The following is a 22043-nucleotide window of genomic DNA, read 5'->3' as shown; positions in this document are numbered from 1 at the left end:
CTTATACGGTACTCCTGTAGTACCAGTACCACACTGATGTGGTGTAGGGCACTACTTGAGCGGCACGTTCTGACCGTAGCGCTCCTCAAGCACGGGCCATACGAGCTCTTCGATCAACTTTTGCTGGGAAGTATCCTCAGCTTCGGCGGCGTAATTGAGCAAGGCATGCTGGGTGTTGTTGAAGCGGAAGTTGTACCCCTTCGCCTTGGCTCCGTTCCGCGCCCGCCTCTTCCACGGCTTCAGGGGCGGACCCTGATCGGGGGTGTCTGAACCCGGTCGTTCGGCTGCCGCTGCAAACCGCTCAATCTCTTCCTCTCGATTGGAGGCAATGGGCCCACGTTTCCTCACCATGAGAAGACCTCCTGGGTCAGCAGTTGGATCTCGGCCTTGGCCTTGGCATCGCGCATCTCTACGACTCCCTTGCCATCGGCCAGGCAGTCGGCGAAAGCCTTGCGCTGATGCAACACGGTCTGAGCAAGGCGTACTCGAGGGAAGTCCTCGAGGTACGACTGCGCTTCCTCTCGTTCCTTGGTGAACACGTTGGAGGAGACAAAGTTCAGGACCAGCATCGACTTGAGGTCCTCGTTGAAGTCTTGGGCCCCTTCGACCGTCTCCAGGAGGCCGGCCACGGCGTCAAGGTCGGCCTGGGTGGCTCGCGTGGGGCTGATCAACATGTCCGCAGCAGTCAGCGCTGTGCGCATCTCCTTGGAGTCCTTACCGGGGACGTCGACCAGGATGTGATCGAACTTGGGTCGGAACTCCTCCAGGAACTTGTGCAGTGATCCCGACTTCTGCACGGACTGCAGCGAGGGTAGCCCGGCTTCCTCTCGGTCAGTCGTGAAGTTCGAGGTCGTGCGGATCGTCGGGTCAGCGTCGACTAGCAGCACGTCCTTCCCCTGTCGTTGCAGCTCAACGGCCATGTTGACGGTGAGAGTCGACTTGCCCGTTCCGCCCTTCTGATGCCCAAAAACAATGATCATGGCACCACCGTAACACCAATGTAGTGCCGTACCAGTACCAGTGTGGTACTAAATCAGATCAGGATGGTGTGGTACAGGTGTGGTACCAAGCTGGGGTCACGGTCGGGCTATTCGCCCTTCGGTTGCATAGAGCCTCGCGGTGCCCCGCGGGTGACACCCGAACGTCCGGGTGGTTCCCTCGACTCGCAATGTCTCCAACCGGGAGGCCGACCGGGCCGATCACGCAGAGCTGCGGTTGAAGATTTCCCTGACCGGCCTGTCGGCGGATGTGGTGGTCATTGACTGCCCGAACCGGCAGGGTGGGCCGTTGACGCTGTCGGCGTTGAACGCGGCGGACACCGTGGTCTACGCCGCCACCGCCACCAGCGACGGCATCGACGGGGTGGACGGTGCGAGGCGCACGGTCGCCCAGTTCCACCGGCACCGCCAGCAACTGGGTGCCCCGGACACCCTCACCGAAGCCGGCATCGTCGTCGGCGGGGTGAAAGAGACGATCATGAGCCGGGCGGCGGTGGCCAGCCTCGAGGAGCTGCGCGCCACGGGGTTGTTCCTGGAGCCGTTGATCCCGGACCGGGCCATCGTCCAGGAGGTACGGATATCGGGGGAGTGGTACGGCCAGTACCGCAAAAGCGCCCGCGTGCTGGATGCTTACACCGCGATCGCGAAGAAGGTGCTGCGATGACCGAGCAGCCCGAGCGTCCCGCCTCACTGGCCCGCCGCCGGCCGCGCCCGGCCCCGGATGAGCACATCGACCCGGTCGACTACACACCCCCACGCGCTACCCCACCCCAGCCCACGACACCGGTGGCGTCGTCCCCGCCGGTGCAAGCGGCACCGGCGGCGGAGCCCCCGGTGGCCGTGCCTAAGCGGGGCCGTGGCCGGCCGCGCCGGGAACCCACGATCCAGCTCGGGGTGCGGGTGGCCCAAGACGTCTCGGATCTGATCGAGGAGCTCACCGAGCACGACGGCACCGCCCGGGCGGTGATCGAGAACGCCGTGCGCGCCTACGCTCAACAGATCAACCGGTAGTACCCGGCCCCCGGTAGGGGAGGGGGTGGCTGCGGGCGGCTTTCCCATGGTCGGCGAGGAAGGAACCCGGCTCACCGTTGCGGGTGGGCCGGGTTCTCTTCTTCTGGGGACAGGCGGCGGGATGGGGCGGGTGGTTCCGTGGGTCCTCGATCGACCCGGGTGCCCGCGCTCGGTCCGAAAGCTGCCAGGGCCAACCCCCAGCGAGGGCAGTTGTCGGGCGCCGAAGGAACGACCAGCGCTGTCCAGGTTGGACGCGGGGCGTCCCGGGGGCACCGTGGCCGGGAACGGGTCGTCAGCCTGTCACCGGCTGCTGATCGTGCGGAGGGGCCACGGTGGAGGCTCTCGTGCTCGAGCCTTGCCCCGAGACGTTCCCCGGTGATGCCGCGGCCGTGGCCGCCGGCATCAGACCCCGCTGTCGCGGAGCACCCGGACAGGCCCGAGGAGGTATCCGGGTGGGGGAGTGGGAATCTACTGGGCGGCGTGGTAGGCGTCCTTGACGGACTGGTGGATCCGGCCGCGGTCTGAGACCTCGTAACCGTTCTCCTTCGCCCATGCCCGGATCTTCGCCGTCTCCGGGTTACCACCGGAGGAGGAACGGGGCCCGGTGGCCCGGGTGGACTTGGACTGGGCCCGCCGGCCAGCGGCGGCGTAGGGGCGCAGGGCACCCCGCAGCTTCTCCGCATTGGCGGTGGAGAGGTCGATCTCGTACTGCCGGCCGTCCAGACCGAACTGGACGGTCTCATCAGCAGGACCTCCCTCGAGGTCGTCCTCCAGAATGATCTGCACGCTCTGGGCCATCACAACACCTTTCAATTGATCTCGTCTTGTCCTGCACCCGAATGCGCCCACGGTCCGAAACTCTGGCACCGACCCACTTTCCCGCACGCTTCCGGGGCAAGTTGAGGGGGAGCCAACTATGGTGAGCGCTTTCGGGCACCGATTTACCCTATCGGGAAGAGCTGAATATTCTCTAAGTGCTTTCGGAGGTACTGGGAGGACTGCAGGGCCATCACCGGAAACAGCCCCTCGAGAAGGGTGAGATGGGTCGGTGCTGAATGTTCCATCGGTACTGCATCGCCTTCCACCTCACCCGCGCACCGTTTAGTTCTCTGCGCATCTCGACAGCAATGCCCGTCAAGGTGCCGCGGTGGACGGCGCGGTACCGGATTCACGGCACAGCGAGGGAGCGACCGAGGCTTATCGATCGTGGTCCAGCCAATAAAGCGGCGATCAGGAGCGCGCTCAACAGTAGCGGCCTTATCTGTGGGTGGGCATTCCCGTGGAGGAGCCGTATGGGGCTGGCGTTCCTTGGACAGTCTGGTAAGCCCGGAACGCCTGACGCCGCTTCTTGCGCCATTTCCAGGTGAAAATGCCGAGGGCGAGCCAGACGAGTCCGCTAATCGGCTCAGCAAACACTGCCAGTGCTCCCACGAAGCCCAGCCACATGAGGATGAGCGAGATGATTCCAGGCCTTTTCGGTGCAGCGGGCGGGGCCGACGGTGCGGGTCCCGCGTACTGCGCCGCGGCCGATGCAGCCGGACTGTAGTCGACGCCCGGGGCGGAGCTTGTGGTGTTGTGGGCCGGCGCAGCCTGGGGCTCAGCGGAATTCGGCGTCCAGCCCGGAGTTGGGGGTGTAGGTGCCGGCGCCGGTAGCCTCGCGGCTTCTTGCTGGCGCCGCTGGACCTCCTGGTCCTCCCTGCGGCGCTTTTCAGCCTCTTCCTGCTCCCGACGTAGCCGCTCAGTCTCTGCCTGCTCCCGGCGGCGCTGTTCGACCTGCTCCTCAGGCGTGGGCACGTAGGCGTCGGGCAGGGCGTAGCGGTCGTTCTCGGGGGCGAGGGTGTAGTCGACCTGCGGGGGGTGTTGCAGCCAGGCGTCGGGGATCTCGTGGGCTTTGGCGGCCTGGAGGGTCAAGGCCGCTTTCAGCGCGGAGCCTTGGATCCGGCCCCACACCAGGGCGGGCTGGTCGAAGTCCTCCAGGTGGCGCAGCGTGGGGGCGAAGTGGGCACTGCTGGCCGGGGTGAGACCGCCGACCTCCTCGCCGTCGAGGTAGACCCGCACAGTGTCCTTGGTGCCGCCGGTGCGCAGCTGCTGGGTGCCGCGGCGTAGCTCCAGCAGCAGGGGGCCTTCCCCGCTGGGCGGGACGTAGTTGAACAGGTGGTCGAAGTGATCCTCTTCCCCGACCACCTGCAGGGTGGTGCCGGAGGGCAGCACCACCCCGTGCACGTGTCCGGCGTTCAAGGGGACGAGGTGCTCCGGGGCCGGCAGGGCGAGCTTGACGGTGATGTCCAGGGCGGGGCCCAGGCTGGACTGCCACTTGTCCACCGTCAGGGCCCCGGGCAGGACCACCGGCTGGCCGCTGGCCTGGATGCGATTAAGCGCGGGGGCGTAGCGGGTGGTGTCCTGCTCGGACAGGTAACCGAGAACTTCGCCCTTCAGCCGCACGGAGATCGCCCCGGACTGGTGCGGGTTGTCCGGTTCGGTCACGAGCTCGAAGACCAGCTCCTCGGAGGTGATCTTGTCCCCCAGGACCGGTGTGAACAGCTTCTCCACCGCCTCCGGCCGGGGACGCCACATCTGAAGGCGCGTCGACTTGGCCGGCAGGAGCGGGAACGTCGAGGCGGGCACGGTCTCGCCCAGGATGGCCTGGGCGTCGCGGACGTGGGTCGGTAGCACGGTCTCGTAGGACGGCCGAGCGGGGTAGGCGGCCGGGGTTCTCATAGGACGGCTGTTCTCGGTGCCGACGATGGGCTGGTCGGCGCCGGCGTGCAGACCCTTGCGGTAGGTGGGGTTCTTCCGCTGGTAGGTGCGCGGCAGCTTCACTGACTTCTTGGCCCGCCCACCGGCGACCGCGGCCAGGGCCCGGACCGATGGAAGGTTGACCCGAAGGTTCACCCCGATACCGCTGTCGTAGGCCGACCGCTTGGCCCACACCGTGCCCGAGGCCAGAATCAGCTGTCCCTTCGCTGCGACCGTGGCCAGTGCGGGGAAGTAGTCCTCGGCCACCTCGGCCGGCAGGTAGCCGAGCACGTCGTCATTGCGGCGGATGGACACCGCGGTGTCGTCGTAGGGGTTGTCCGGCTCGGGCACCAGCTCGAACGTGCAGTCCTGAAGCAGCGGCCCCGCTCCGGGCACGGGCCGGAAGTGGCGCAACAGCGCCTTCTGATAGTTCCTCTCGCCCACGGCGTCGACCAATTCGCCAGTCGCCGGAACCGTGAAGACCTTGCCCACCATGGAAATAGCCGTCCTCTCCCAGGATCCCCCCGCTGCCGCCCTTGGCAAGTCCTCCAGGAAGGGGAGGAGGACAGGGGACCCCCTTCACAGAAGCATATGTCTGGTGGCAGGGGAGACCTCGGACGTTCGAAGGGACTGTTTGATAAACGGGGTGTGGTGATACCTGGCCTGTTGGTCAGTTCTTATCTCCCGTGGCGACTGCTTTGGACACGCTGACCGCTGTTGTTGCTGATTCATCCTTACCGTGTGAGGCGGGTAGTTTACCTTTGCACATACACATGGCGGGTGAGGCGGAGGCGGGATGTCAGGGGAGTCGGATGCCCGTGGCCGAAGGGCGGGCGGGGCGCGAGGGTCAGTGCGTCGGTTGCGTGGAGCGGCCGTTCGGCAGTGCCGAGTTCTGGAGTGCGTCACCGCTTTCCACGGTCTGATCCGGTAGGCGGTCCTCATGCCTTTCAAAGCGATGCTCGACGGCCGGGAGGTCGTCTCCTTCCTCATGACCGATGAGGAGTGGTCGGAGTGCCACGCTGCGTCCAAGGAGGACCAGAGCCGGCTGGTCATGCCGATCACAGGTGTCCCGTGCTTCGGGCGCCCTTCCTCCCGAGGGCTGCGGCACTTCGTTCATCGTTCCGCGACCAAGCCGGAGGGTGAGACGGACTCTGAGAGCTGGCAGCACCGCATGCTCAAAAAGCTGGTCGCGGAGCAGGCGCTGTCCATGGGCTGGGAGGTCGATGTCGAGGTCCCGGCGCCGGGTGGCCAGTGGGTGGCGGACACAATGATGACCAAGGGCGACCGCCGAGTCGTCATCGAGGCGCAGTGGTCCCAGCAATCCCTCGAGGAGTATCAGCAGCGACAGCAGCGGTACACGGAGGCTGGCATCGAGTGCTGGTGGATCACCCGTCACGACATGAACAAGGCCGCCGGCCTGCGCCGGGAACTGCCCATAGTCCCACTGGCGATGGACCGGTTCCAGGACAACGAGGAGTTCATCGCGCAGGTGGGGCCCAAGCAGCTGACCATCGCGGAGTTGGTGACCGCGATCCTCGATCAGTGGTTCGTGGACGAGAAGGTCGGGGAGCTGATGATGTACCCGTACTCCTGCTGGAAGTGTCACAGGGAGTGCGTCATGTGGCGGTGTTTGTGGTTGCCGTTTGTGCAGTGGGAAGAGGACAAGCCCGAGAACTTGCCGTGGGTGAGGCACATCGTGGAGGAGAGGATGCGGCCTGTCGGGTTGCCCTTGGCACTGCTACGGCTTTCCTTCACCAAGGCGACAGGCAAGAAGTACATGGCCTTCTCCTGTCCCGGATGCAAGGCGGTGCTCGGGGACAACTACCTGTTGGGTGATGCGGAGGAACGACGATGGGGCGACGGAGACAGCAGGTACGAGCTGGCCAAGGTGCTGACCGGGGTCAGAACCCCGCTCCAGATCGGCAACCCCAGACGGCGGCGGGTGCCGGAAGAACTGGCCCCCAGCGCCTGGGCCGCCCGCACCTTCTCCCAGGAACACGACACCGCAGGCTCCTCGAGCGCCTCTGTGTCCGTCTCCGTGGGTATCACACCTCAGCAGATGATCAGAAAGATGTTCGGGGGCGCTTGGCTCTGACAGTGATCCGCCCGGCCCGTCTTCGAGGGCAGGGACTGCCGCACCGATAGGTGACAGGTTGGCCTGTTCATGCGGCAGTCCCGATCGGCTTGGAGGCCTACTTCGTCGTGCTCGGCTACGAGCGGTGCAAGACGAAGCGCACCGTCAACTCCGTAGTGGAACGGTAGTCGGCGCGGATCAAGCGAACAGCGCTGTGCCGAGCATCGCCAAGATGCCGGCTCCCACGAAGCTAAGCGACAAAGCTACCTTGATGTGCTTCTTCCACAAGATGTCGGCCATGTTGACTATCTGCCGAGACAAGACCGGCAGGGGATCGTTGTGCCGAAGAGCTATTTCCAGGTTCTCTGCGTGCCAATGCCTGACGTGGCCGAAGTAGATGAAGTTGGCGTCCTTCTCTTCTTCCAGCTTCTTCTTGCGCAGTGAGGGCACCACGGCTAGCAGGGCAGCGATGCCACCCGCGGTCAGGAGGATCACGCTCGCCCAGTAGAGGAACCACACCCAGCTGAACCTGAGGTCGGCAAAGACCATGTTCTCCCCAGACAGCGCTACGAGTGCAGCGATGGCAGCCGAGTCGAGTGCCAGAGCGAAGCTCGCCTTGGCATCCACTTTGCCGGTCCAGTCCATCTGAGTGGAGTGGATTTGCCAGGCGTGTTCGGTTGGAGTGGTCATCAGTTCACGATCCATCCCCAGTTGGAGTACCGCACCGATGTCGATCGGCCGCCGACGTCTTTGATTTCCGTTCCGCTCCACATGCTTTTGGCGTCGCTGCCATATCCTGAGAAGCAGCTGTCGTAGTCGGCCGCGTCCCATACTCTATTGGTGATCCATGTGCGGGCGCCTTTCAAGTCGCTGAGCTTCGCCGCTATGTTGGGGGCGTCACCAATGGACACGAGGTCACTATTATTGCGGACACCTCCACGAACGATAAAAGCCTCACCGATGTCGATGCCGGTCCTGTGGCTGATCACCCAACTTCCATTGCGGTAATCATCAAGCCATATCCGCAATTCACTGTGGACCACCTTATCTACCAGCCACTTGATTTCAAGCGCAGCTCTCACGGCTTTGTCGGCCGCATTGCCCCCTACGAAGATGGCCATCACTCGGTCGCCATCAAAACTGCGAATCTCACCGCCGTGATAGCGCAGGGTTCTAGTGACTGTGGCAAGGTATGCACGAGCAATTTTGGCGGCCACCTCGGGTGTGAATCGGCGGGCCATGCCGCTGGAGTCCGCCATATCGGCGTAGAGGTAAACCGCGTCCAGATAGACGCCGCCGTTCTTAAGAGTGACGGTGTCAGTGGTCGGAACCGATCGGCCTACCCTTACGTCGAAGTCGGTATACAAAAGATCTAAAAGTTGCGATTTGTAGTCGTCCTTGCGCGTCACTATCGCATCCTCCGATGCTCGGTATTTTGCATTTACTTCTACTGTAGCGACGGCAACGGACACGGTGACCGCGGTGCTGAGATGCCCTAGTCTGAGAGGCTGACGCCGTCCCCACTGGGAGGGACATAGGCGCATCCCGCGAACAAGAGGGTAGTGAGTCACCTGGACATAGACGTCGAACTTGAAGCGCTGGTTCAAGCGTGGCCATCCCAGGCAAATAGGAGGCCATCACTTAGAATCCCTCGGGTGGCTAGCTTATTTGGCAAACGCAAACTTGAGGCTCTCGCTGAGGAAGTCAGCACGGAGGAGATCCAGAACAAGCTGGAGATCGTCCGTGGTTGGCACCAGGACTACCACCATGGGTCCCTGAAGGCCGACAAGGAGACGAGTCGCGAGCAGGCTTACAACTCCGACTTTTTCATCATGATCCTTGGCTACCAGGACAAGCCGGCCACACCCTTCACCTTCGAACCCAAGGCCACGACTGAGAAGAAGCGGGACTGCCCCCGGTTCACCTGACTCATGACTTGTGAGGATCTCTCCTCACAGTGAGGATGAACCTGTGCCCAAGCCCTACCCCGAGGAGTTCCGCCGCGACGTGGTGGCGGTGGCCCGTAAGCACGAGGCTCCGCTGTCCCAGATTGCCCGCGACTTCGGGCTTTCAGAAGCCACGCTCCATAACTGGTTGCGCAAAGCCGATGTCGACGACGGCGTCCGTCCCGGCGTGACGACGGCCGAGTCGGAGGAGTTGCGGGCGCTGAAACGGCGCAACCGGCTGCTCGAGCAGGAGAACGAGATCCTGCGCCGGGCCGCGGCGTTCAACGCCTAACGAGCTGCCCCCAAAATGACATACCCGCTGGTCCTCGATCTGGCCGCTGACGGGGTTCCCGTGGCGGTGACCTGCCGGGTGCTGGGTTTCTCCAAGCAGTCCTTTTATGAGTGGCGGGCCAAGCCCGTCACCGCCCGGGACTGGGATGACGCTCATCTGATCAACGCCGCGATGGCCATCCACGCCGACGACCCCGCCTTCGGCTACCGGTTCATCGCCGACGAGCTGCCCGATCACGGCATCACGGCTGGGGAGAACCGTGTCCAGCGCCTGTGCTCGGCCCAGCGCCTCTTCAGCGTCCACTCCAAGAAGCGGGGCTTGAATCGCCGGCCCGGTCCACCGGTCCACGACGACCTGGTGGAGCGGGATTTCACCGCCACCGCGCCCAACCGGCTGTGGCTGACCGATTTGACCGAGCATCGCACCGATGAGGGGAAGCTGTACCTCTGCGCGATCAAGGACGTCTACTCCAACCGCATCGTCGGCTACTCCCTCGACTCGAGGATGCAGGCGTCCCTGGCGGTCACAGCCCTGCGCAGCGCGGTGGCCCGCCGAGGCACGGTGACCGGATGCGTGGTTCATTCGGATAGGGGTAGTCAATTTCGCGCCCGGAAGTTCGTGCACGAGCTCGCCCACCATGGCCTCGTGGGCTCCATGGGGCGGGTCGGGGCATGTGGCGACAACGCCGCCATGGAATCGTTCTTCGCCCTACTCCAGAAGAACGTCCTGGACCGGCAACGCTGGTCCACCCGGGAGGACCTGCGGCTGTCGATCGTGACCTGGATCGAGAAGACCTATCACCGCCGGCGCAGGCAACGCCGTCTCGGTCGCCTCACGCCGGTCGAGTTTGAGACCATCAATCAACGCCTCCGAGCCGCCTGAAAACCATCAACCCCGAGAGTCAAGGAAAGTCGGGGCAGTCCCGGGACACCACTACCTTCACTTCCATCGACAAGGCCCCGGCTTCGCGGATGGCCCAGTCCAGGGCGCGGTCACTGAACTCGGACCCGTCGTAGCCCACTACGATTTGCTTTGCTTGCTCTACCATCACTATTGCTTTCCTTTCGTCGTCTTAAGCTCTTGTCCTGGGCTCTCGTATCGACCAGGCCGGGGCCTGGTGTCGGCCTCAGTGGAGGGAGATTCCTGTCAGTGACAGCACCAGGGTCCACATGCTGATGAAAGCCAGCAGGCCGGCGCTGTAGATGATCGAGGCCCGGAGGATTTCGCTCTCCCGCCCGGAGAGTCCGACGGCGCCGGCTGCGATCGCGATCGACTGGGGAGAGATGACCTTGGCGGCGGTACCCCCGGCCGTGTTGGCGGCCACTAACAGCGTTGAACCGACGCCGATCTCACTGGCTGTTGTTGCTTGCAGCTGAGCGAACAGGGTGTTGTTGTTCACGACCGATCCGGTGAGGAACACTCCGACCCACCCGATGATGGGCGCGAACAGGGGGAACAGGGGCCCGGCCGCCGACAGAGCGTTGCCGATGCTTGCTGAGCCTCCGGACAGGTTGGCGATGTTCGCCAGAACCAGGATCACACCGATCAGCACCAGTGCCTGCCACAGCTCACGGACCGTGCGTTGCAACTGTCCGAGGAACATCGATCCGGTGATCCTCGACGTGGTGAGGTAGGTCGCGAGCACTGCCAGCAGAAGCGCGGTGCCGGTCGCATTGATTGGGGTCCAGCTCCACGTGCTTGCAACGACGGCGCCGCCGGCCGTGGTGATCTGCTCGGTCACACCCGGAATGGGCAGGGTAAGCACGGACCAGTCCAACGCGCCTCCGGGAAGGAAGAACCCCTTGAAGTACGGGGTGCTCCACACGAAGACGAACGCCGTGAGGATGTAGAACGGGCTCCACGCAGCGACGACCTCACCCGGGGTGTGCCCCTCCACGGAGGACGCCTCGACGCCGTTCTCGCGGAAGATCCGCCGAGGCCGCCACACCCGCCCCAGAGCTGCCAGCGTCACCATGCCCAGCAGGCCCGGCACAATAGCGGCGAGCTCGGGTCCGAGGAAGATCAGGATGCCGGCCTGGCTGAGTGAGAACACTGTGGTCAGCGCCACGGTCGCCGGCCACGTTTCCCGCAGTCCACGCCAGCCGTCGAGGATGACCACCAGCAGGAAGGGGATGAGAAAGGTCAGTGGTTGCAGGATGAGAACCAGATCGCGGGAGAGCTCCATCACGTCCACCCCGCCGACCTGCGCGCCGACGATCACCGGGATGCCGACAGCACCGTAGGCCCCGGCGGCGAAATTGGCCACGAGGCTCACCATCGCGGCTTTGAGCGGCCGGAATCCTAATTGCACCAGCATGGCGGCGCAGATGGCGATCGGAACACCGAAACCTGCCACTCCTTCCAGGAACGCCCCGAAGGAAAAGCTGATCAGCAGAACCTGGATCCGTTGATCCGCTGAAATCTGCGCGATCGAAGAACGGATCACGTCGAATCGTCCGCTGGCGACCGCCAGTTTGTAGAGCCACACCGACATCACGATGATGTAGGCGATGGGCCAGATGGCGCTCAGCAGCCCCAGCAACCCTGCCCCGGCCACGGACGGTGCCGGCATCCCGAAGACCCACAGGGCCACAATCACTTCCAAAAGGAGAGCGATCCCTGCTGCTTTGATGCCCGTCATCTTGAACACGACTAGGCACAGCAAGAATGTCACGATCGGGAGTGCTGCTACGAAGGCTGACAGCCACAAGAGGCCTAAGGGATCAGTCGTCTGGGTCCACATCAGGGCACTTCCTCAAGCTTTCATATCTTTGCAGGCCGCCTTCCTGCCAGGGCACTGCGACAGGGGTGTGCCGGGAAAAGGGCGGAGATGATTCACCGTCGTAACAGGCGGAACGACGAGTCGAGCGATGGGTCCGGTGACGGCCGGTCAGTTGCGCAGCGAGTCCAAGACGCCGGCCAGGGCGTCGGAGGAGCGATGAAGGAGCTGAAGCTCCTCCTGCGAGAACGGCGTGTTCGGAATCGGCGTGGCTCCGGTGGAACCCACGACGGAGGGAACCGACAGCGCTATTCCGTCGATGCCGTGAAAGTCCTCCAAGACCGTGCTCACAGGCAGCACCGCCTTCTCATCCTGCAGGACTGCTTCGACGATGCGGGCGCTGGACAGGCCGATCGCGTTGTTCGTCGCCCCTTTGCCCTTGATCACCTTATAAGCGGCATCACGGACGTCGGTGGCGATGTGGTCCAGTTCCTCGACGGTCAGGCGGGGGTGGTCCTCTGTCTCCCAGTCCAGGATCGGGACGGGGCCGATCCTGGCTTCCGACCACAGAGGGAACTCCGTGTCCCCGTGCTCGCCCACGATGAAGGCATGAATGCTGCTGGTGTTCACCCCGACGCGCTGGGCCAGCTTCCACCGCAGCCGCGAGGTGTCGAGCACCGTGCCGGAGGAGAAGATCCGGTTCCGCGGCAGGCCCGAGGCCTCTGCCGCGAGCACCGTGAGCACATCGCAGGGATTGGTCACCAGGACGTAGACGGCATCGGGGGCGACTTTGAGCAGATCAGGCATCATCCCGGAGATGATGTCGGCGTTGACCGAGGCGAGTTCGGTGCGCGACTGTCCCGGCTTCTGCTTGGCGCCTGCGGTGACCACGACCACCTGAGACCCCTCGACCACCGACAGATCGGATCCGCCGGTGATGTCGCTCGCGCCGGTGAACTGGGTCCCGTGCGCAAGGTCGAGCACCTCAGCCTCAACTTTTTCAGTGGCGATGTCGTAAAGAGCGACATGTCGGGCGGATCCTCGGATCAGGGCGGCATAGGCGATGCTGGTCCCTACACTTCCAGCTCCGACGACTGTTAGTTTCGAGTTCCGCATATTCCTCATACCTGAATAATATCCCTGGACGAGGAAGGTGCGGAAATCCCTTCAATCTGTCGGAACCTTAACGTTGCAGGCCATGAGATCGGTCACAATTAATTCACTGGAAAATCACCTCTAGGTATAATCAACACTCCTTTAACTTGTGTTCATGTCCTCATTTATACTTGGGTCCGATGTCGGGTATGAGTCCATCGGTTCGGCCCCCGCACCATTTGCTCCAAGCGCAGCAGTTTCTGCTCCGGCGGCGCCGACGCTTCCGTCTCCGGATCCTGTACTGGCCGCTCCGGCTCTGATGGGCAACTGCTCCACCGCCCACGTGGTTTGGGCGCGTCGATCTCCGTCAGTCCACCGGGCTACGGTCTCGACCTGGACCGTGACAGCGACACAGGAGCCAGAGAGCATTCAACCTGCGGCCAGGTCTTCCTGATCATGGCCAGGGGCAAGGCCCTGTACCCTGGATCGATTGCGGGGCCTTGCCCCTCGAGGTTTGATTTGTCCTCCATCCCTGCAGCCTTTGTAGGACTTGCCTGACATCCATTGGACCCAGGGCTACATGCGCATGGACCGTGGTGTAGCGGCGGAAGGGAGAGTATCTATCGGCAGAGAGGTCAGTGAGCCGCGTAGTAGGCGTCTTTGACGAACTGGTGAATGCGTCCGCCGTTGGAGACCGGGTGGCCGTTCTCCTTCGCTCAGGCCCGGATCTTCGCCGAGTCCAGGTCGCTGCTCGTGGAGCGGCCCCAGGCGCCACGGGCCCCAGTGATGCGGGTGGTCTTGCGACTGGCAGCGGCATAGGGATGCAGCACCTCGCGCAGTTTCTGCGCGTTGTCGTCGGAGAGGTCGATCTCGTAGTCCTTGCGGTCTAGGGCGAAAGTCACGGTGTGCTCGGCGGGGCCACCGTCGAGGTCGTCCTCAAGGTGCACTTTAACCTTCCGAGCTATCAGATACATTCCTTTCCTTTACCGAGCGGGGAAGCGGCGGTGCCGGTGTGTCACTCAGCAGGTCCGGAATTATCTGTGGCCAGTGAGTCAATTACAGAATCTTCGACTGAGGAATCATTCTCGCCAGCAGAATCTACCAATGCCGTGCTCTTGGTGCGGTTACCGGTGATAACCGTACCTTGTGCGGATAAATCCACGCAGAGCATGGTGTTCTCCACAAAAGGCTTCCACCGCCTTGTAACGGTGGTGTCGATCCCGTATGGGCGGTGAAGGCAGTCGCGGAGACAATGGCCTGTCCGGGGCCGCGCTTGGAGCTGTTGCGCACCGCGTGGGTGTGGGGTGAGGAGTCATCGGCGGCGCGTAGGGCCATGACCTGCCGTTCGCGGTCGTGGAGCAGTTCCACGGTTTCGGCGTTGTTCACGAGGTGGTGGGCGGCCTTGTTCAGCGAGATCACGCCGCGCTTCTGGATCGTCACGCTGGGCGCCTTGGCCAGCGGGGTCATCCTCTTGTCAAACACCTTGAAGCCCATAATTCTTCCCGTAGTCAACGGATGCAAAGCACAATATGAATTGTATTCATTGCAGCGTATAGCTGCACACGCATTGCAGCCGTGCGTCACGGCGTCTTAGAAGGCATGGGTTATGAGGGGTTTGAGTTGCGAGACGCCGCCATTTGTTGGCAGAGGGAGTTTTGGGGCCTTCACGGGTGAGTGTGGGTGGAGTATTCCGGTCAGAGTTGATGACCGTTCCTGGTCTCGGCGACTGTCCAGACATACGCGTCTACCGCGGCCTAGGTGCAGTTGGAGGCCCTGGGCCTATTCTCGGGGTCGCCGCGCGGGGGCGGGGGCTGGATCCTGGGGGTGGGTAGGGATGGTTCAGGGGTTTGAGGGTGGCCTGGGGCTGGATGGCTGTGTGGGCCAGGCCGCTGGTGCTGGGAACGCGTCAGTGAGCATGTGCTGCAACCGCCCGATAGCGCTGGGGGACCAGTTCAGTTGGAGAGCCAGAGCGAGCAACTCCTCGGTGGTGAACACGCACCCCTGGCCCTGCAGATGACGTATCCCTGCGACGATGCCGTGAAGCGTTGAGGGCTCGTTCGCGGGAGAAGTGGCGACGAGGCGGTGGGTGAAGTACACCATGGCCCGGCGCACAGTGGCATCGGGCAGGAGGGGCTGCAGCGGGGTCAGGACGTGTCCGGCCAGGTGTCGGGGGGTGAAGGCGTCCACCCACGGGCTGAGAGGGATGTTCTCGGCGGCGAGGGCCAGGACCGCGCAGGTGATGGGTAGCTGCTCGGCGGCGGCCAGGGTCGGCAAGTCCGGGGCGTAGGCGATGACGGGTCCGGTGAAACCGGCCAATGGCCGTTGGTCGGTGGCGGTCTCGATGGTGACGCCGCGCGCACGCAATCGGTGCAACGCACGGTGCTGCGCATGGGCGGGGGTGGGTACCAGGATCCCGATCCGGTTCCATCGGCCTTCTGGATGGTGTTGGAACGCCCACTTCAAGGCCGGCAGCAGCCCGTCTTCCGGGGGTACCGGGGCGGCGATGTAGGCCCGGGTTCGCTCGGGAGCTGAGCCAGAACAATTGGGAACGGGACGTATGGGTGCGGGGGGCATGGGGGGGGGGGGGGGGCTTCCTGCGCGGCAGGCCGACCCAAAGAGGGGCCGAGGGGGCACTAATTGATCAGTTTACTGGCGCATCACGGGGATGCCCCAAGACTTCGGTTATGCACCCACCGCCGGGGACGGCAGTCCACCGCTTCCGCCGTTTCGCGGAGGATCCATTCCGAGAGTTGTCCGGCAGGGATGAGGATGGTGCCCGGTGTTGGGTGGTGGGTGTGGTGCCGGGGCGGTGGTGTGGCGTTCTGGGTGTGGTGGGCGTTCAGTGATGCCGTGTAGCCGGCGGCCAGTGCGGTTCTCCAGCGGGGGTAGTCCGCGTAGCAGGGGGCGTCGGGGTCGGTGAGGTGTGCTTCCAGCCATCGTGCTGATGTGTGATGCGGCGTGGATGCGCGGCTGGGTGGTGGGGCGGGTAGCCGGTGTTGGTGCAGCACCGTGGTGATGTCGGCGCTGTTGCCTGTGGTGGTGGTGATCAGGGGGTAGTAGGTCGCGGTCCATTCCGTGGGGGTGTGGGGGTGCAGCTCGACGGCGAAGCGCAGGGGGCAGGGGTGGTCATGGGGTGTTTCTGTTCACCGCTGATCGGTGGTGACTGTGTGCCGGCCACGGGTGTGGGCTCGGTGTCCTGTGTGTTCCGCCCAGACTGGTGTGGGGTGCGCCGGAGGGTTAGTGGGTGGGGGTGGCGGTGATGACGACGTTCTTGCCCCAGGGGTCGTGGGTGTAGCAGCTGATGATCACCAGTCGTTGCGGGGTGATCTGCCAGATGTCGCTGTTCTTGAGGGTGTTCTTGTCGTGGGTGGTGACTGCGTCCACGGTGTAGTCGATGGTGCCGGTCTGGGTGCCGAGGGTGATGGTGTCCCCGGGGTTCAGGTGGGTGCTGAGCCGGTCGAAGGGGGCTTCGGTGCCTTCCCAGCTGTGCCCGGTGAGGTAGGTGGTGTTCGTGGATCCGGCTCCGGGGGTGCCGTAGGTGGTCAGCCAGTAGGCGTCCATGGTCATCGGGGGCACGATCGACTGGTTGGCCAGCTCGGCGGTGGTCGGGGCCAGTGGCAGGATCGGCTGGTCGATGCCGGCGGCGGGCACGGTGAGGTGGACCGGGGCGGAGGCCGCCGGCTGGGCTCGGGCCGGTTCGGGTGCCGGTGGGGTGGGTGCCGGTGAGGGCGTCACCGCGGGAGCCGCCCGGGAAGGTGCGGGGGAGGGCGAGACGGATGCTGTGGGTGCCGTCGAGTCCGCACCCTCGGCCCCGATGGGGTCGGGGGCGGGGGTGGTGCTGTGGGTGGCCGGTGGCGCCGTGGCAGTCGCTTCGGTATCAGGACCGGGCCCGAGGCCGAGGTGCCCGCCGATCCCGAGCAGCACGGCCGCGGCCAGGGTGGTGATGACGGGCAGGGCACGGGTGCGCCGGGGCTGGTGGGGTGCTGTGGTGGCGCCGTGCTGGTGTTTGTCGTGCTGATGGCCCATCTGGTGCCCCCCGAGGGCTGGTGGTGTGGCTCCGGGCGCCGGCCGGGGTGGCCGGCGCCCGGAGGGTCACGACGGTGGCGGGTGGGGTGCAGGAGCGACCCACCCGCCGTGGTGGTTAGCTGCCGGTGGTGTGCCGGCGGCGCAGCACCAGCCCGGTCGCGGCGAGCAGCCCGGCCCCGGTCAGCGCGATCACGCCCAGGTGGTTCTCGGAGCCGGCGCCGGTGGTCGTGCTGGGGGTGGTGCCGGCGGTCTGGACGTTCATGCCCTGGTTGGTGGTCTCCATGGAGGAGCCGGGCACCCAGTGCACCGGGGAGGTGCCCGGGGACCACGGGGCACCCGGGGCGGCGGTGGGGCCGGTGACCAGGCCTTCGTCCACGTCGACGTTGATGCCGGCCCCTGTGCCGGCGCAGGCTGCCAGGGCTGCATCGAAGAGAGCTTCCAGCTCCTCGACATCGACCCCGACCTCGCCCAGGGCCAGGCGGACCTCGGCGAGGTCCTCGACGGCGGCGTCCAGGGCCAGCTGCGCCTCGACGGCGGCGGCCACGGCCGTCTCCACGGCCACTTCGGCATCGGCCACGGCGGTCTCGGCGTCCTCGACCGCGGCCAGCAGCTCCAGCTGGGCGTCGAGTTCGGCCTGCGCGGCGTCGAACTCGGCCTGGGCGGCAGCCTGGATCTCCTCGGCGGCGGTCACCTCCGCCCGGGCCTCGAGCAGCGATTCCGGCTCCACCTGCGCGTCCTCCAGGGCCACCTGCGCCTGGGCCACCGCGGCGGCGGCGGCCTCGGCCTCGGCCTGTGCGGCGTCGCGGTCGGTGACTGCCACCTCCAGGGCGGCCTGGGCATCGGCGACGGACCCGGCCTCCTCCACGGCCGCGGTCGCCTCGACCACCGCGGCCGCGGCGGCCTGCGCGTCCGCCTCGGCGGTCGCCAGTTCCGCCTGGGCGGTCTCCACCGCGGCGGCGGCCTCAGCGGCGGCGGCCACGGCGGCGTCCAGCTGCGTCTGCGCGTCGGCGGTGACACCGGCGGCCAGATCCACCTCGGCCTGGGCGGCATCGGCCTCGTCCTGGGCGACCCCAACGGTCAGGGCCGCATCGGCGGCAACGGCCACCGCGGCATCCAGATCGGCCTGGGCGGTGACTACCGCAGCGACCGCGGCCTCCACGGCCGCAGTGGCCTCCTCCACGGCCAGCTCGGCGGCGGCGATCGCATCGGCGTCCCCATCGGCCACCGCCGCGGTCAGCGCCACCGTGGCATCGGCCAGGGCTGCCTCGGCATCGGCCTGCACCCCCAGGGCCGCATCCACCGCGACGTCAGCGGCAGCAACCGCGGCATCGGCCTGCACCTGAGCGTCCAGGGCGAGCTGCAGCTCGCCCAGCTCCACCTCCAGGGCGGCCTGCGCCTCGGCCTGCACCGCCGCCGCCGCATCCAGGGCGTCCTGGGCGGTGCCGACCGCCGCGTCGGCCTCGACCTGCACGGCCAGGGCCGCGTCCAGGGCGTCCTGGGCCGGTGCGACCGCCGCGTCGGCCTCGACCTGAGCGGCCAGGGCGGCCTCCAGGGCCTGCTGCGCGGTCACCGCGGCCTCCAGGTCGGCCTCGGCCTCCAGCACCGCCTCATCGGCTGCCGCCAGTTCGGCGTCGGCCTCGACCTGCGCGGCCAGAGCGGTCTCCAGATCGGCCTCGGCGGCGGCGACGACCTCGTTGTAGGCGGCCACCTCGGCCTCCAGCACGGCCTCAGCCTCCGCCAGGGCCGCGTTCGCCTCATCCAGCTCGGCCTGGGCGGCGTCCCGGGCCGCCTCAGCGGACTCGATGTCCACCTCGGCGGCGGCCTCCACCGCAGCCTCCAGCTCCGCCACCGCCACCTCCAGGGCGGTCGCGGCGTCCAGGGCCGCCTGCGCCCGGGCATCACGCTCGGCCTGAGCGGCCACCACGACGTCGACGGCGGCCTCGAGCTCATCGACGAGCTCAGCCTCGATCCCGGCCTGCTCCAGGCCCGCCTGCAGCGCAGCATCGGCGGCCAGGCACTGCGGGTCACCCACCGCGGCCGACGCCGGGGCAGCCGTGAGGAACACACCACCAGAGGCCAGTGCGGCCGCGGTACCGGTAGCGAAAAGCTTCTTACCAAAGTTCATGATCGCTCTTATCTGATACTGGGCAACCCAACCGGGGGGGGGAAGGACGCCACGAACGGGGGGTAACGAAAGCAAACTTTGCTTTCGTGTAGCCCACTGTACAAAAGTCACCGTGCTGTGGGTCACTTAGGGGTCATATGACGTCCATGAGACGCGAAAAAGGGTGCTGTTCCGGGCCTCCACCAGGGGATACGGCCCCACCTGCCCTTTCCAGAGAAAGCCCTCAGGTGCAGGACGTCCCCTGATCAGGGGACGTGCCGACAGTGTTTCTTCGCAATGAGGGGCTGATGACGCGTTGTCGGGCCCCGGACCGCAGCCCGCACCGGTAAATCCTTGGTAGGCGGCTGCGTCGCGGTGGTCGTGGCAGGTCGTGGAGCGTCACACACCCCAGTACGGGCGATCCGGGCCACTAGGGTGGCCCTGGCCCCCCACTGCCATCGACAGAAGAAGTGCAGCGGAAGGACAGGCTCCCATGGACGCACCCCAGTCATCCCAGGCGCGGGACGCGGTGCTCACCACCGCCAACGTCGCCGACGGCCAGGTGATCACCGGCCGGGACATGGACCTAGGTGGGCTTTGCCGGGTGGTCACCACGGTCATCGACGACGATGCCGTGCTTTACGGAGAGTTCACCGTCGATGCGGAGCTGCTCCACGTCCACGACCCGGGGCAGGTGCAGCACCACCCGGCTGCCCTGTGCGGGATTGTGGAGGACTGGGACGGACCCCACGACGGCACGGTGACCCTGAGCGCCTACGTCTATGTCCACACTCACGAACACGGCGCACTGGGACTGAGCTTGCCGGCAGCCCTGCAGGTGCTCAACGACATCCGCCGGCAATGCGTGTCCTACCTGCGCAAGGGAACAGCCCAGCCGTAAGGGGAGTGTCCCCGCTCTGCTGAGCGGGGGCACTTCGGCGCCCAGTGGGGGAGGTCGGTCTCCTGTCACGTGGGCCAGGGGCGCCCCGAGGCCAGCAGAGTCTATGTTCTCAGCTGCAGGCATGGTCGGCGGTGGGAAAGCTGTGTTCGGTGGTGATGGGGGCGGGCCCTGCCAGTCGGGGGATGCGGCAGGGCCCGTCCGGTGTCATCCGCACGGGGGATGCGGGCACCACCGCCGCAGGAAATGCCCGGACCAGGAGCTCTCCGAACACGGAGAGACTGAGTGGGGGACTGATCGCGAACCATCTGCGGCGGTGGCCTCACGATACGCCCTATGTGCATGGGTTTACATGGGTGTTGTTAATGTGACGACTTCCCGGGAAATGCCACCGAACACCTGAGCAGGAATGGTGTCCGCCTCGTCGATCAGTCCACACTGGGCCCCCGGGGGTGCAGTGCTCACACCATGGCCTTCGGGGGAGGGGCCGGGCGCTGCGCCCGGCCCCTCTTGCCCGCAATGACCGCTCACGAGACCCCGCCTTTTCATTTTCCTGGTCTGCAGACCGAGAGGGAGTCAGGCGCGAGGTCCTTTGTCTCGTGCAGGAGAAGCCGGCCCACCGGCCATGCTGCTCCCCGGCTGTCAAAACATCGGCATATCGGGATTCTTGATGTGCTGGAGACGAAAGCGCCCCGCCCGCAAGAGGGCAGGGGCGCTTCGGTGCGCCGTCGGCGCACAGCTAGGCGTGGTCGGACTGGGCGACGGGCGCCTCCCCCCAGAGGCGCCCTCCGAACCTGTTCAAGCCCCCCGGCTCGAATGGCCTAGCCGTTCAGAAGCCAACGCTCCAGGTGCCAGGAAACCCAGTGGCCGTCTCGCATCACGGACAAATTGCTCTGACTAGGCAAAATAACCCGCTGCCCGCTCCCGAACAGAACGCTCACTCCAGCGCAGCCTCAACACCGTCCCCCTAACTTGGGACAAAGCATAAACCCTTACCCACGTGCGGCGACATCTACACAAGGTGCCTGGACTGGACCTGGATTTGGGTGCGATGTCCTGCGGCGGACAAGACAAAGAAAGGCCTTTCGGGGCAGGCACTCAGTGGGCTGCGTAGTAGGCGTCCTTGATGGTCTGGTGGATGCGGCCGCGGTCGGAGACTTCGTGGCCGTTTTCCTTGGCCCCAGCGCGGATCTTGGCGGTGTCCGGATCGCCGCTGGAGGCGCGGGTGCGGGCACCGCGAGAGCCCCCGCCGCGGGTGGTTTTGCGGCCGGTGGCCACGAAGGGGCGCAAGGCTTCGCGCAGCTTCTCGGCGTTGGCCTGGGAGAGGTCGATCTCGTAGTCCTTGCCGTCCATAGCGAAGGTGAGGGTGGTGTCGGCGGGTCCGCCGTCGAGGTCGTCCTCGAGATGCACTTCGACTCTCTGGGCCATGGGTGGGGATGCCTTTCGGATGAAGGGTCGTAAAACAGCGCTGTACTGGCGTGCGGCTGGTCAGGAGTTGTCGGTGGTGTCTTCGCCGGCTGGGTCGTCCTGGGCAGCGATGGTGTCGATATCTTCCATCGGGTCTGCGGTCTCGGCGTCTTGGGCCGGTGCCGTGGACTTGGTGCGGTTGCCGGTGATGACCGTGCCTTCCTGGGTCAGGTCCACGCAGAGCATGCCGTCCTCGATAAAGGGCTTCCATCGCCTGGTGGCAGTGGTATCGATGCCGTAGTGCTGTGTAAAGGCGGTGGCCGAGACGATGGCTTGGCCGGGGCCGCGCTTGGAACCGTTACGGACCGCATAGGCGTGCGGGGAGGAGTCATCGGCGGCACGCAGGGCTATGATCTGCCGTTCCCGGTCGTAGAGCAGCTCCACCGTCTCGGCATTGTCCACCAAGTCGTGGGCGGCCTTGTTCAGCGAAATCACACCACGCTTCTGGATCGTGACGCTGGGCGCCTTCGCCAGTGGAGTCATCCTCTTATCAAAGACCTCGAACGGCATGCTTTCTCCTATAGTCAGCGAAACCAGGACAGGGTATGCATCGTATTCATTGCATTGTATGCCTGCATGCTCACTGTGCTCGTGCAACGATGCGTCTTGGAAGGCATGGGATGCGAGACGTCTCGTCCCAGGAATTTTCCGTTGTGATTTTTCGCGGATTCCCGCGA

General features: G+C 65.4%; 21 protein-coding genes and 2 pseudogenes. 6 read left to right on the top strand and 17 right to left on the bottom strand.

All coding sequences use genetic code 11. The features are described from left to right. Positions 1-51 precede the first annotated feature (51 nt). Complete coding sequence (locus tag ACWCOM_RS12260; protein WP_454549020.1) at positions 52-351, bottom strand: hypothetical protein; 300 nt, start codon at positions 349-351, stop codon at positions 52-54. After that, positions 345-980, bottom strand: coding sequence for an AAA family ATPase (locus tag ACWCOM_RS12255; protein ID WP_112254792.1), 636 nt, complete (start codon positions 978-980; stop codon positions 345-347). The genes ACWCOM_RS12260 and ACWCOM_RS12255 overlap by 7 nt, the downstream gene beginning before the upstream one ends. 169 nt (positions 981-1149) lie before the next feature. Between ACWCOM_RS12255 and ACWCOM_RS12250 the strand changes: the two genes are divergently transcribed. Together ACWCOM_RS12250 and ACWCOM_RS12245 are read left to right on the top strand one after the other, a co-directional pair. Further along, entirely contained in the window at positions 1150-1662 is a 513-nt protein-coding gene (locus tag ACWCOM_RS12250) for a ParA family protein (protein ID WP_454549019.1), read from the top strand. Between the two features lie 170 nt (positions 1663-1832). After that, complete coding sequence (locus ACWCOM_RS12245; RefSeq protein WP_454549018.1) at positions 1833-2009, top strand: hypothetical protein; 177 nt, start codon at positions 1833-1835, stop codon at positions 2007-2009. 468 nt (positions 2010-2477) lie between these two features. On the opposite strand, the gene ACWCOM_RS12240 is transcribed toward ACWCOM_RS12245, so the two are convergent. Together ACWCOM_RS12240 and ACWCOM_RS12235 are read right to left on the bottom strand one after the other, a co-directional pair. After that, positions 2478-2807: a histone-like nucleoid-structuring protein Lsr2 gene (locus ACWCOM_RS12240; RefSeq protein ID WP_454549017.1), complete on the bottom strand. Its 330-nt coding sequence runs from the start codon at positions 2805-2807 to the stop codon at positions 2478-2480. A 459-nt stretch (positions 2808-3266) separates the two neighbouring features. Continuing rightward, entirely contained in the window at positions 3267-5189 is a 1923-nt protein-coding gene (locus ACWCOM_RS12235; RefSeq protein WP_454549016.1) for an HIRAN domain-containing protein, read from the bottom strand. A 496-nt stretch (positions 5190-5685) separates the two neighbouring features. On the opposite strand from ACWCOM_RS12235, the gene ACWCOM_RS12230 reads away from it, so the two are divergent. Continuing rightward, a complete protein-coding gene (locus tag ACWCOM_RS12230; RefSeq protein WP_454549015.1) occupies positions 5686-6840 on the top strand; it encodes a competence protein CoiA family protein in 1155 nt (384 codons plus the stop codon). A gap of 177 nt (positions 6841-7017) precedes the next feature. Here the strand turns inward: ACWCOM_RS12230 and ACWCOM_RS12225 are convergent, their stop codons facing one another. Then, positions 7018-7509 (bottom strand): Pycsar system effector family protein, encoded by a 492-nt coding sequence (locus tag ACWCOM_RS12225; RefSeq protein ID WP_454549014.1) that lies wholly within the window; start codon positions 7507-7509, stop codon positions 7018-7020. Then, a complete protein-coding gene (locus ACWCOM_RS12220; protein ID WP_454549013.1) occupies positions 7509-8228 on the bottom strand; it encodes an adenylate/guanylate cyclase domain-containing protein in 720 nt (239 codons plus the stop codon). Before ACWCOM_RS12220 ends, ACWCOM_RS12225 begins: the two co-directional genes overlap by 1 nt. A 246-nt stretch (positions 8229-8474) precedes the next feature. Between ACWCOM_RS12220 and ACWCOM_RS12215 the strand changes: the two genes are divergently transcribed. Both ACWCOM_RS12215 and ACWCOM_RS12210 read left to right on the top strand, forming a co-directional pair. Continuing rightward, on the top strand, positions 8475-8747 hold the full coding sequence (locus ACWCOM_RS12215) for a hypothetical protein (protein WP_454549012.1): 273 nt from the start codon (positions 8475-8477) through the stop codon (positions 8745-8747). Positions 8748-8790: 43 nt separating this feature from the next. Then, positions 8791-9939 (top strand): annotated as a pseudogene (locus ACWCOM_RS12210) (IS3 family transposase). A gap of 19 nt (positions 9940-9958) precedes the next feature. On the opposite strand, the gene ACWCOM_RS12205 reads toward ACWCOM_RS12210, so the two are convergent. From ACWCOM_RS12205 to ACWCOM_RS12165, 9 genes and pseudogenes are all read right to left on the bottom strand, one after another. Next, entirely contained in the window at positions 9959-10105 is a 147-nt protein-coding gene (locus ACWCOM_RS12205; RefSeq protein ID WP_454549011.1) for a universal stress protein, read from the bottom strand. 78 nt (positions 10106-10183) lie between these two features. Continuing rightward, entirely contained in the window at positions 10184-11800 is a 1617-nt protein-coding gene (locus tag ACWCOM_RS12200; RefSeq protein WP_454549010.1) for an L-lactate permease, read from the bottom strand. Between the two features lie 147 nt (positions 11801-11947). Continuing rightward, positions 11948-12901, bottom strand: a complete 954-nt coding sequence (locus tag ACWCOM_RS12195; protein WP_047801739.1) for an L-lactate dehydrogenase — start codon at positions 12899-12901, stop codon at positions 11948-11950. A gap of 605 nt (positions 12902-13506) precedes the next feature. Beyond that, positions 13507-13578: pseudogene (locus ACWCOM_RS12190) on the bottom strand (Lsr2 family DNA-binding protein); the annotation flags it as partial. A 9-nt stretch (positions 13579-13587) separates the two neighbouring features. Continuing rightward, complete coding sequence (locus ACWCOM_RS12185; RefSeq protein ID WP_454549009.1) at positions 13588-13818, bottom strand: histone-like nucleoid-structuring protein Lsr2; 231 nt, start codon at positions 13816-13818, stop codon at positions 13588-13590. A gap of 151 nt (positions 13819-13969) precedes the next feature. Next, complete coding sequence (locus tag ACWCOM_RS12180; protein ID WP_152683244.1) at positions 13970-14365, bottom strand: hypothetical protein; 396 nt, start codon at positions 14363-14365, stop codon at positions 13970-13972. A 345-nt stretch (positions 14366-14710) separates the two neighbouring features. Beyond that, positions 14711-15334 (bottom strand): hypothetical protein, encoded by a 624-nt coding sequence (locus tag ACWCOM_RS12175; RefSeq protein WP_454549008.1) that lies wholly within the window; start codon positions 15332-15334, stop codon positions 14711-14713. A gap of 774 nt (positions 15335-16108) precedes the next feature. Further along, positions 16109-16897, bottom strand: a complete 789-nt coding sequence (locus ACWCOM_RS12170) for a class F sortase (protein ID WP_454549007.1) — start codon at positions 16895-16897, stop codon at positions 16109-16111. Positions 16898-17012: 115 nt separating this feature from the next. Continuing rightward, complete coding sequence (locus ACWCOM_RS12165; protein WP_454549006.1) at positions 17013-18929, bottom strand: hypothetical protein; 1917 nt, start codon at positions 18927-18929, stop codon at positions 17013-17015. Positions 18930-19494: 565 nt separating this feature from the next. Between ACWCOM_RS12165 and ACWCOM_RS12160 the strand changes: the two genes are divergently transcribed. After that, positions 19495-19902 (top strand): hypothetical protein, encoded by a 408-nt coding sequence (locus ACWCOM_RS12160; protein WP_454549005.1) that lies wholly within the window; start codon positions 19495-19497, stop codon positions 19900-19902. Between the two features lie 1095 nt (positions 19903-20997). On the opposite strand, the gene ACWCOM_RS12155 is transcribed toward ACWCOM_RS12160, so the two are convergent. Next, complete coding sequence (locus ACWCOM_RS12155; protein ID WP_454549004.1) at positions 20998-21327, bottom strand: histone-like nucleoid-structuring protein Lsr2; 330 nt, start codon at positions 21325-21327, stop codon at positions 20998-21000. 60 nt (positions 21328-21387) lie between these two features. After that, positions 21388-21876 (bottom strand): hypothetical protein, encoded by a 489-nt coding sequence (locus ACWCOM_RS12150; RefSeq protein WP_454549003.1) that lies wholly within the window; start codon positions 21874-21876, stop codon positions 21388-21390. Positions 21877-22043 lie beyond the last annotated feature (167 nt).

It is taken from the genome of Kocuria sp. KH4, from assembly GCF_053711175.1.
The sequence above is the reverse complement of the archived record's forward strand: the minus strand, read 5'-3'. Positions and strand labels throughout refer to the sequence as shown.

Excerpts from the sequence above, each read along its gene's own strand:
- ACWCOM_RS12155 (WP_454549004.1), bottom strand. The coding sequence starts at position 21,327 with ATGGCCCAGAGAGTCGAAGTGCATCTCGAGGACGACCTCGACGGCGGA.
- ACWCOM_RS12180 (WP_152683244.1), bottom strand. The coding sequence starts at position 14,365 with ATGGGCTTCAAGGTGTTTGACAAGAGGATGACCCCGCTGGCCAAGGCG.
- ACWCOM_RS12260 (WP_454549020.1), bottom strand. The coding sequence starts at position 351 with ATGGTGAGGAAACGTGGGCCCATTGCCTCCAATCGAGAGGAAGAGATT.
- ACWCOM_RS12160 (WP_454549005.1), top strand. The coding sequence starts at position 19,495 with ATGGACGCACCCCAGTCATCCCAGGCGCGGGACGCGGTGCTCACCACC.
- ACWCOM_RS12205 (WP_454549011.1), bottom strand. The coding sequence starts at position 10,105 with ATGGTAGAGCAAGCAAAGCAAATCGTAGTGGGCTACGACGGGTCCGAG.
- ACWCOM_RS12225 (WP_454549014.1), bottom strand. The coding sequence starts at position 7,509 with ATGACCACTCCAACCGAACACGCCTGGCAAATCCACTCCACTCAGATG.
- ACWCOM_RS12200 (WP_454549010.1), bottom strand. The coding sequence starts at position 11,800 with ATGTGGACCCAGACGACTGATCCCTTAGGCCTCTTGTGGCTGTCAGCC.
- ACWCOM_RS12150 (WP_454549003.1), bottom strand. The coding sequence starts at position 21,876 with ATGCCGTTCGAGGTCTTTGATAAGAGGATGACTCCACTGGCGAAGGCG.
- ACWCOM_RS12170 (WP_454549007.1), bottom strand. The coding sequence starts at position 16,897 with ATGGGCCATCAGCACGACAAACACCAGCACGGCGCCACCACAGCACCC.
- ACWCOM_RS12255 (WP_112254792.1), bottom strand. The coding sequence starts at position 980 with ATGATCATTGTTTTTGGGCATCAGAAGGGCGGAACGGGCAAGTCGACT.
- ACWCOM_RS12240 (WP_454549017.1), bottom strand. The coding sequence starts at position 2,807 with ATGGCCCAGAGCGTGCAGATCATTCTGGAGGACGACCTCGAGGGAGGT.
- ACWCOM_RS12230 (WP_454549015.1), top strand. The coding sequence starts at position 5,686 with ATGCCTTTCAAAGCGATGCTCGACGGCCGGGAGGTCGTCTCCTTCCTC.
- ACWCOM_RS12195 (WP_047801739.1), bottom strand. The coding sequence starts at position 12,901 with ATGAGGAATATGCGGAACTCGAAACTAACAGTCGTCGGAGCTGGAAGT.